The 9027-nt window shown below is 62.8% G+C and carries 10 protein-coding genes; 4 read left to right on the plus strand and 6 right to left on the minus strand.

The genetic code is table 11. The annotated features are described in order from the left end of the window. The 3 genes from WBR57_RS10555 to WBR57_RS10565 all read left to right on the plus strand — a co-directional run. A partial coding sequence (locus WBR57_RS10555) for a helix-turn-helix domain-containing protein (RefSeq protein WP_424083773.1) occupies positions 1 to 316 on the plus strand: 316 nt, incomplete at its 5' end. Then, complete coding sequence (gene mug / locus WBR57_RS10560) at positions 313 to 825, plus strand: G/U mismatch-specific DNA glycosylase (RefSeq protein WP_424083774.1); 513 nt, start codon at positions 313 to 315, stop codon at positions 823 to 825. The genes WBR57_RS10555 and mug, both read left to right, overlap by 4 nt. A 37-nt stretch (positions 826 to 862) precedes the next feature. Then, positions 863 to 1459, plus strand: coding sequence for a glutathione S-transferase family protein (locus WBR57_RS10565; protein WP_424083775.1), 597 nt, complete (start codon positions 863 to 865; stop codon positions 1457 to 1459). A gap of 57 nt (positions 1460 to 1516) precedes the next feature. Here WBR57_RS10565 and WBR57_RS10570 read toward each other — a convergent pair whose 3' ends face one another. Beyond that, entirely contained in the window at positions 1517 to 2284 is a 768-nt protein-coding gene (locus tag WBR57_RS10570; RefSeq protein WP_424083776.1) for an SDR family NAD(P)-dependent oxidoreductase, read from the minus strand. Between the two features lie 137 nt (positions 2285 to 2421). Here WBR57_RS10570 and WBR57_RS10575 point away from each other — a divergent pair, with 137 nt between their 5' ends. Next, positions 2422 to 3570, plus strand: a complete 1149-nt coding sequence (locus WBR57_RS10575) for an aldose epimerase family protein (RefSeq protein ID WP_424083777.1) — start codon at positions 2422 to 2424, stop codon at positions 3568 to 3570. Positions 3571 to 3621: 51 nt separating this feature from the next. Here the strand turns inward: WBR57_RS10575 and araH are convergent, their stop codons facing one another. The 5 genes from araH to WBR57_RS10600 form a co-directional block, all read right to left on the minus strand. After that, a complete protein-coding gene (gene araH / locus WBR57_RS10580; RefSeq protein WP_122538627.1) occupies positions 3622 to 4590 on the minus strand; it encodes an L-arabinose ABC transporter permease AraH in 969 nt (322 codons plus the stop codon). Between the two features lie 9 nt (positions 4591 to 4599). Then, on the minus strand, positions 4600 to 6102 hold the full coding sequence (araG, locus tag WBR57_RS10585; RefSeq protein ID WP_424083778.1) for an L-arabinose ABC transporter ATP-binding protein AraG: 1503 nt from the start codon (positions 6100 to 6102) through the stop codon (positions 4600 to 4602). Continuing rightward, positions 6099 to 7103, minus strand: coding sequence for a substrate-binding domain-containing protein (locus WBR57_RS10590; RefSeq protein ID WP_424083779.1), 1005 nt, complete (start codon positions 7101 to 7103; stop codon positions 6099 to 6101). Before WBR57_RS10590 ends, araG begins: the two co-directional genes overlap by 4 nt. Positions 7104 to 7149: 46 nt before the next feature. Continuing rightward, positions 7150 to 8013 (minus strand): SMP-30/gluconolactonase/LRE family protein, encoded by an 864-nt coding sequence (locus tag WBR57_RS10595; protein WP_424083780.1) that lies wholly within the window; start codon positions 8011 to 8013, stop codon positions 7150 to 7152. A gap of 13 nt (positions 8014 to 8026) precedes the next feature. Then, positions 8027 to 9027, minus strand: a 1001-nt coding sequence (locus WBR57_RS10600) for an aldehyde dehydrogenase family protein (RefSeq protein ID WP_424083781.1), incomplete at its 5' end; no start/stop codon positions are given.

Here is a 9027-nt window from a genome sequence, read left to right on the forward strand (position 1 = left end):
GGCCGGCGCCCTGCTCGCCCTGCACCAGCAACCGGGGCGCGACTGGAGCGTGGCCGAACTGGCGGCGCACTGTCATACCTCACGCTCGGTGTTCGCGGATCGTTTCCAGGCGACCCTCGGGGTACCACCGCTGCGTTACGTGACCGAGTTGCGCATGCGCCTCGCCAGCCAGTGGCTGACCCTGGAGCGGCTGCCCATCGAAGCAGTGGCGTACCGCCTCGGCTACACCTCCCAGGCCGCCTTCAGCCGCGCCTACAAACGCATAACCGGGCAACCGCCGGGGGCCAGCCGCCAAGGTTTCAGGAGCCCGACATGAACGCCGGGCTGGAGGACATCCTCGCCGACGGCCTGAGCGTGGTGTTCTGCGGCATCAACCCCGGCAAGGGTTCCGCTGCCCTCGGCCTGCACTTCGCCAACCGCAGCAACCGCTTCTGGCGCACCTTGCACCTGGCCGGTTTCACGCCCCATGAACTCCGCCCCGAAGACGGTCGCACGCTGTTGCACTACCGCTGCGGCCTGACCACCGTGGTCGAGCGCCCCACGGCCAGCGCGGGCGAATTGGCGCGGCATGAATTCACCGCTGCGGCAGCCGCCTTTGAGCAGAAAATCCGCCGGCGTGCCCCGCGCCACGTGGCGTTCCTCGGCAAGGCCGGCTACAGCGCGTTATCCGGCCAGCGCGGGATTGCCTGGGGCTTGCAGCCGCAGCGGCTGAGCGATGCGGCGGTATGGGTGCTGCCCAACCCGAGCGGGCGCAACCTGGCATTCAGCCTGGAACAACTGGTGGAGGCGTATCGGCAATTGCGCTTGGCCACTGGGTGCCCTTAATCTCTGCAGCCAACCCCCTGAGAGCAATGGAGGCTTTATGAAGTTGATCGGTATGCTGGACTCGCCCTACGTGCGCCGTGTGGCCATTTCCCTGGATCTGTACGGGGTGGACTTTGAGCATGAAGCGCTCTCGGTGTTTCGCACGTTCGATGAATTTGCGCAGATCAACCCGGTGGTCAAGGCACCCACGCTGGTGCTGGACGATGGCACCGTGTTGATGGATTCCAGCCTGATCCTGGCGTACCTCGAAACCCTGGCGCCGGCCGACAAGAAGCTGCTGCCGCAGCAACCGGCGGCACTTGCGCAAGATATGCAGGTGCTCGGGCTGGCGCTGGCGGCCTGCGAGAAAAGTGTGCAGATCGTCTACGAGCACAACCTGCGGCCGGCCGAGAAGCTGCATGCGCCCTGGCTCGAGCGCGTCAGCGGGCAGTTGCTGGCGGCCTATGGGTTGCTGGAAAAACAGCTGGGCGACACCCAAGCACTGACCCAGGCGTCGCTTACTGCGGCGGTTGCCTGGTCGTTCAGCCAGTTCACCGTGGCGTCGGTGGTCAAGGCTGAGGCATTCCCCAACCTCAAACGCCACGCCGAACGCCTGGAGCAGCATCCGGCGTTCAAGCGCTACCCCCTCGAATAAACACCGCGGCCAATGTAGGAGGGGCTTGCACCCTCCTACATTGGGCTTGCGGTGTTACTAAACCCAGCCCCCGTCGACGATGAAGTTCTGCGCCGAACACATCGCTGACGCGTCCGACGCAAGAAACAACGCCATATTAGCGATATGTTCTGGCAGCACACTGCCGGGCAGGCACTGGCTGCGGGCGATCAGCTCCTTGGCCGCGTCATCCACCCACATCGCCAGCTGTTTCTCGGTCATGACCCAGCCCGGCACCAGGGTGTTGACCCGGATGTGGCTGGGCCCCAACTCGCGTGCCAGTGCGCGGGTCATGCCATGGGCGGCGGCCTTGCTGGCGGCGTACACGGGGTAGCCGGCCGACGCCATCATCCAGCCGACCGACCCCAGGTTGATGATCGACCCGCCACCCGCGTTTTTCATCATTGGCACCACGGCCTTGGCCGCGAAAAACGCGTGTTTGAGGTTGACCGAGATCAGCTTGTCGAAAGTCTCCGAATCGACTTCCTCCAGGGTGTGCCGCACGTCATTGGCGGCGTTGTTCACCAGCACGGTGATCGGCCCCAGGGAGTGTTCGAAACGTGCAATCGCTGCCTTGTAGGCAATCTCGTCGGTGATGTCGCAATGGCCGAACTCAACGATATGCCCCTGGGAACTCAACAGCGCCGCCAGGCGTTCGCCCTGGCTTTGGGCGCGGTCGACAAAGCCGACCTTGGCGCCCTGCGCCGCAAAGGCGCGAACCATGAATTCGCCGATCCCCGAAGCCCCTCCGGAAATCATTACGGTCTTGCCTTCAAGGTCGGGATACAGCGCGTGTTGAGTGCTCATAAAAGCCATGCCTCGCTAAATAGTCTTATTTTATTTTGCAAATACGCGGTAAAAGGCTATAAATCTGCTGTCTTGTCGACAAAATATCGCACATTAGTAGAACTATTCCACTGAAAACAACAAAAGGAAGTTCGACCATGAAGCACCCTCGTTACCTGCTCTCGGGCCTTGCCATGTCTATGTTGATTGCCAGCGGTGGCGCCCAGGCTGCCGGGCTCACCAGCGAACACAAACCTTTCGGTAAAACCAATGACGGCACCGCCGTCGAACAGTACATCCTGCGTAACAGCCATGGCATGCAAGCCACGGTGATCACCTACGGCGGTGTGTTGCAGTCGCTCAAGGTGCCGGACAAACACGGCAAGGTCGAAGACGTGGTGCTCGGCTTCGACGACGTGCAGGGCTATCAGGCCGGCACGGCGTTTTTCGGCGCGACCATCGGACGCTTCGGCAATCGCCTGGCCGGCGGCGCCTTCGAGCTCGATGGCAAGCGCTATCAGGTACCGCTCAACGATGGCCCCAACTCGCTGCATGGCGGCGCCCAGGGCTTCGATAAGCAGGTGTGGAAAGCCGCGCAGACCAAGGGCAAGGACTCGGTGGGCGTGACCCTCACCTACCTGTCCAAGGACGGCGAAATGGGCTTCCCCGGCACCCTGAAAACCGAAGTCACCTACAGCCTCAACGACAACAACGAGCTGCACATCGACTACAAGGCCACCACTGACAAACCGACAGTGCTTAACCTCACCAACCACAGCTACTTCAACCTCGCCGGCGCGGGTAACGGCGACATCCTCAAGCATGTCGCCACCTTGCACGCCAGCCATTACACACCGGTGAATGCCACCTTGATCCCCACCGGTGAGCTGGCGCCGGTGAAAGACACGCCGATGGACTTCCTGAAACCTACGCCGATCGGCCAGCACATCAAGGAAGATCATCCGCAGCTCAAGTACGCCGAACCCAAACAGGGCGGGTTCGATTTCAACTGGGCGCTGGACACTAAAGGCGATATCAAACAGCTGGCTGCCGACGTCAAGGATCCGGCATCGGGCCGACGCTTGCAGCTCTACACCACCGAGCCTGGCGTGCAGTTCTACACCAGCAACTTCCTCGATGGCTCGATGAAGGGCAAGGGTGGCAAGGCTTATCAGCACTGGAGCGGGTTTACCCTGGAGACCCAACACTTTCCTGACGCGCCTAACCAGCCGACGTTTGCCTCGACCCGCTTGAACCCGGGGCAGACCTATACCCAGAACACCATTTTCAAATTCTCTGCCGATTAAAACGGTGGGAGGGGGCAAGCCCCCCTCCCACCGTTTTTTGTGTTGCCCTTTCTAGCGTTGTTTCATGCGGTCAATGACCACCGCCAGCAACAGGATCGAGCCACGGATCACGTACTGGTAGAAGGTGTCGATGTTCTTCAGGTTCATCGCGTTCTCGATGATCGCCAGAATCAACACCCCGGCGATCACGTGGCGAATCATCCCTACCCCGCCGCTCAGGGATACCCCACCCAGGACGCAGGCGGAGATCACCGTCAGTTCAAAACCCTGGCCGATCATCGGCTGGCCCGAGGTCATGCGCGACGCCAGGATTACCCCGGCCAGGGCGCCGATCACGCCATGCACGGCGAAGATCAGGATCTTGGTGCGGTCGACATTCACCCCTGCCAGCAGCGCCGCTTCCGGGTTGCCGCCGATGGCCATGGTGTTGCGCCCGTAGGTGGTGTAATTGAGCAGCCAGCCGAAGAACACAAAGCACACGATGGTGATCAGGATCGGCACCGGCACGCCCAGCAGCTGGCCATTGCCAAAGATAAAGAACTGCTCCTGGGACACGCCGACCGCTTTGCCGTTGGCGAAGATATACGCCAGGCCACGTACGATCTGCATGGTCGCCAAGGTGGTGATCAGCGCGTTGACGCGTAGTTTGGCGATCACGATGCCGTTGATCAGCCCCACGATCAGCCCCATCAGCAAGGCCGCGCCGATGCCCAGCATGACGCTGTCGGTGTCGCGCATCACAATCGCCGCGACCACGCCGGCGCAAGCAATGACCGAGCCCACCGACAAGTCGAAGTGCCCTGAGGCCAGGCAAAACAGCATGGTGCACGCGGCAATGCCCACGGTGGAAATCGCCAGGCCGAGGCCGCGCATGTTCAGCGGCGAAAGGAAGTTGTCGATCAGCAAGGCGCACAGCAAAAAGATGCTGATCGCTGCCAGCAGCATCGCCCAGTTATCCAGCAGCGCGCGCAGGTCCAGGGGTTTGCGTGCGGTCGGCAACGCGTTGTGTTGGGTGGTCATAGTCGTCTCTCAGTTTGCCGGGCCGCGCGGCAAGGCCAGCTGCAGCAGGTTGGATTCAGTGGCGTGGGCGCGGGTTTGTTCGCCGCGCAGCGCGCCTTCGCACAACACCAGGATGCGGTCGGAAATACCCATCACTTCCATCAGGTCGCTGGACACCACGATCACCGCAATGCCGCTGGCGGCCAGGTTATGGATGATCTGGTAAATCTCGGCCTTGGCGCCGATATCGATGCCCCGCGTCGGCTCGTCCAGCAGCAGGACTTTCATCGGCATCGACAGCCAACGACCGAGAATCGCCTTCTGCTGATTGCCGCCGGACAGGTACATGATTTTCTGCGCCGCGTTCGGGGTTTTGACTTTCATGGCCTGGATCTGCTGCTCGGCATTACGCTTTTCCCAGCCCTCGCGCAGCAGCCAACCGAACCCCGAATGCGCGCCACGCGCACTGATGTTGATGTTCTCGGCGACACTGGACAGCGGAATGATCCCCTCTTTCTTGCGGTCCTCCGGGCACAGCAGCACGCCAGCGGCGATGGCATCGCGCGGTGAACGCAATTGCAGGGCGTGCCCGCAGAGTTCCAGGCTGCCGGCAGTGGCACGCTCCAGGCCGCTGAGCAGGCGAAACAGCTCGGTACGCCCGGCCCCAACCAGCCCGAACAGGCCAAGAATCTCGCCCTTGTGCACCTGAAAACTCACCGGCTCACGCAAGCCCGGGCCGAGCAAACCGTCGACCTTGAGCGCCACCTCGCCCTGCTCGCGCGGGCGATAGTCGTAGATGTCCTGAATGTCGCGGCCGACCATGCAGGTCACCAGTTGGTCGTGGGTCAGCGCGGCCATGTCGTCAAAGGTGCGCACGTAGCGACCGTCCTTGAATACGGTGACGGCATCGCAGATGCGGAACACCTCTTCCATGCGATGGGACACGTAGAGCACCACTTTGCCCTCGTCGCGCAGGCGCTTGATGATCGCCATCAACCGGTCGATTTCCCGCGCCGACAAGCTGCTGGTCGGTTCGTCGAAGGCAATCACGTGCGCGCCGCGCGACAGCGCCTTGGCGATTTCCACCAACTGGCGCTGCCCGAGGGACAGGCGCCCAAGTTTCTGGTCCGGGTCGATTTCATCGGCCAGGCCCTTGAGACACGCCAGCGCCTGCTTGCGCAACAGGCTGCGATTGACCACGCCAAAGCGCGTCGGCAAATGCCCGAGGAACAGGTTCTCCGCCACGCTCATTTCCGGCACCAGGTGCAGCTCCTGGTGGATCACCGCCACGCCGCTGGCGATGCTGTCGGCGGCGGACTTGAAGTCCATGGTCTGCTCGCCGATCTGCACCGTGCCGGTACTGGGAATGTAGGCGCCGCCAAGGATCTTCAGCAGCGTCGACTTGCCCGCGCCGTTCTCGCCCATCAAGGCGTGCACCTGCCCCGGCTGGGCGCTGAAGCTGATGCCATCCAGCGCCTTGACCCCGGGAAAGGTTTTGCCGATACCGTCAAAACGCAAGGCGGCAGCGGTCATTGCCACAGCCCGATTTTGGTCAGTTCTTCCTTGAAGTTATCGCGGGTGATCAGGGTCACTTCGTCCATGGCCGTGTACTTCGGCGGCTCGGTGCCTTTGGTGACCCACTCGTACATCATCAGCGCAGTGTTGTAGCCCTCGATATGCGGGCTGGGCAGCATCGAACCGAAGAAGCCGCTGTTGGGTTTTTTCAGCTCGCCGATGGCGTCGGTGCCATTGATGCCGATGCCGATCACATTGGCCGCTTTAAAGCCGGCGCTTTCGGTGGCGCGCACGCCGCCGAGCACAGTGTTGTCGTTCATGCCGCCGATGATCAGGTTTTTCGCGCCGCTGGGCAGCTTGACCAGGGCCGAGTTGGTGGCGTCCATGCTGCCTGGAACGTCGAGGGTTTTAGCTGCTGTGAACAGGATGTGATCCTTGGGGAAACCCGCGTCTTCAAGGGACTTGACCGAACCGTCGGTGCGTTTCTTGCCGGTGTCGAGTTCGTTGAAGGTGTTGATCACCGCATACGTTTCTTTCCAGTCCCAGCCGCGCTTTTTCGCTTCGGCAGCCATGGCGGCGCCCTGCTTCTGGCCGACTTCAAACGCGGCCATGCCGAGGTACGGCACGTCTTCCATGAAGTTACCTTTGGCGTCGACAAAACGGTCGTCCACGGCAATCACTTTCAGGCCGTTGGCCTTGGCCTTGGCGACGATGGCTGGGCCCAGCGACACGTCCGGCGGGCAGATCACAAAGCCCTTGGCACCGTTGGCGGCCAGGCTGTCAATGGCCGAGAGGGTTTTTTCGCCATCCGGCACGGCAATCTTGATCACGGTAAAACCGTGCTCCTTGCCGGCCTTTTCGGCGAAGGCCCATTCGGTCTGGAACCACGGCTCCTCAGCCTGCTTGACCAGGAAACCGATCTTCACTTCTTCAGCGGCCAGCAACAGCCCGCTCAAGCTCAGCGCCGAGACCGCCACAGCGGCGCAGCACAGGGAACGCAAACCACGACGACGATTCATACGGGTGACTCCTTGTTGTTATTTTGTTGTTACTTCAGTCTTGGGTTTAACCGGCAAAGCGGTGACAAGGCTTGCCTGGCACGTCGACCTCAATGGCCAGTACCGCGCCGTCGAGGGGGTGATCCAATGGGCTCGCTGCACTGGTGATGTACAGCGTGGTGAGGTTGGGGCCACCGAATACGCAGCTGGTCGGGCGGCTCACGGGCAGTTCAATGATGCGGTCGACCTCACCGTGCGGCGTCAGGCGCAGCAGGCAACTGCCATCCCAGCGCGCGTTCCAGACATAGCCCCCGACGTCCATCGCCGAGCCGTCCGGCCCGCCGCGCGCGTGCGGGCCGAACCACACTTGCGCCGGGTCGAGCTGACCGTCGGCCTGGATCGAATGGCGGTACAGCGTGCCGTCGAGGCTGTCGCCAAAATGCACGTGAGCGCCGTCGTCGCTCCAGAGCAAGGTGTTGGGAATGCCCAGGCCCTGCAGCAACGGCGTGACCTGCCCGTCCGCATCGATGCGAAACAGGCCACCGGAGCGCCGGGTGATCGGCAGGTCTTCACCGTGCTCGCCGATATTGTTCTGCATGGTGCCCAGCCACAGCCGGCCCTGAGCATCGCAGCGCGCTTCATTGCCACGGTTGCCCGCTTGCGGGTCGGCCACGCACAGCAGGCTCAGGGCTTCGGTGGCGAGGTCGAGGCGGTAGACGCCGCTGCTCAAGGTCACCAGCGCGTCGCCGCTTTCACAGGGGATAAATGCCGAGACATGCTCGGGCAGCTGCCAGACCTGCAGCTGCCCGCCCATCAGACGCAATGCCTGTTTGCCGGCGATATTGACCCAGTACAGCGCCTGGCTCGGCGCGTCCCAGAACGGCGCTTCACCCAACTGTGCACGGTGTGCAGTCATTGCGCTCAACGACATGGAACCTCCTTTTTTACAGCGCGTCACGGGATGGCGCACCATCCACCAGGCGCTGGATGCGCAACGGGTTGGCGTTTTTCAACGCATCGGGCAGCAGGCTGTCTGGGTAGTTCTGGAAGCACACGGGGCGCAGGAACCGGTCGATGGCCAGGGTGCCGACCGAGGTGCCACGCGCGTCGGAAGTGGCCGGATAAGGGCCGCCGTGCACCATCGAATCGCAGACTTCCACGCCGGTCGGGTAACCGTTGAGCAGGATGCGCCCGACCTTCTGTTCCAGCAGCGGCGTGAGTTCGGCGAACTGTTCGAAATCTGTTGGCTCGCCGATGATCGTCGCCGTGAGTTGGCCGTGCAGGCCGTGCAAGGCGGCGCTGAGTTGCGCCTGGTCGGCGACTTCGACAAACACCGTGGTCGGGCCGAACACTTCTTCCTGCAGCACTTCATCGCCGTCGATCAACAGGCGCACGTCGGCCTTGAACAGCTGCGGCTGGGCCTGGTTGCCCGCCTGGGCGCTGCCGGCCAGGTGTTGAATGCCAGGGTGCGCGAGGAGTTTTTGCAGGCCCTTGCCATAGCTGCTCAGGGTGCCGGCATTCAGCATCGTTTGCGCCGGTTGATCGCCGATCAGGCGCGCCACCTGCTGGGTGAACGCACTGAACTCCGGCGACGCGATGCCGATCACCAGGCCGGGGTTGGTGCAGAACTGGCCACAGCCCTGCACCACCGAGGCGGTCAGGTCGCGGGCCACGCTTTCCGCGCGCGCCTGCAAGGCCTGGGGCAACACGATGACCGGGTTGATGCTCGACATCTCGGCGAACACCGGGATCGGCTGCGGGCGTGCCGCGGCCATGTCGCACAAGGCGCGACCGCCCTTGAGCGAGCCGGTAAAGCCGACCGCCTGGATCGCCGGGTGCTTGACCAGCGCTTCGCCGACGCCGCCGCCGAAGATCATATTGAACACGCCCGCCGGCATCTCGGTGGCCTCGGCCGCGCGGATGATTGCGTCGGCGACGTGCTCGG

It is taken from the genome of Pseudomonas sp. (assembly GCF_049590575.1).
Lineage (GTDB): Bacteria > Pseudomonadota > Gammaproteobacteria > Pseudomonadales > Pseudomonadaceae > Aquipseudomonas.

Coding starts and splice junctions, on each gene's coding strand:
- mug (WP_424083774.1), top strand. CDS start 313: ATGAACGCCGGGCTGGAGGACATCCTCGCCGACGGCCTGAGCGTGGTG.
- WBR57_RS10565 (WP_424083775.1), top strand. CDS start 863: ATGAAGTTGATCGGTATGCTGGACTCGCCCTACGTGCGCCGTGTGGCC.
- WBR57_RS10570 (WP_424083776.1), bottom strand. CDS start 2,284: ATGAGCACTCAACACGCGCTGTATCCCGACCTTGAAGGCAAGACCGTA.
- WBR57_RS10575 (WP_424083777.1), top strand. CDS start 2,422: ATGAAGCACCCTCGTTACCTGCTCTCGGGCCTTGCCATGTCTATGTTG.
- araH (WP_122538627.1), bottom strand. CDS start 4,590: ATGACCACCCAACACAACGCGTTGCCGACCGCACGCAAACCCCTGGAC.
- araG (WP_424083778.1), bottom strand. CDS start 6,102: ATGACCGCTGCCGCCTTGCGTTTTGACGGTATCGGCAAAACCTTTCCC.
- WBR57_RS10590 (WP_424083779.1), bottom strand. CDS start 7,103: ATGAATCGTCGTCGTGGTTTGCGTTCCCTGTGCTGCGCCGCTGTGGCG.
- WBR57_RS10595 (WP_424083780.1), bottom strand. CDS start 8,013: ATGTCGTTGAGCGCAATGACTGCACACCGTGCACAGTTGGGTGAAGCG.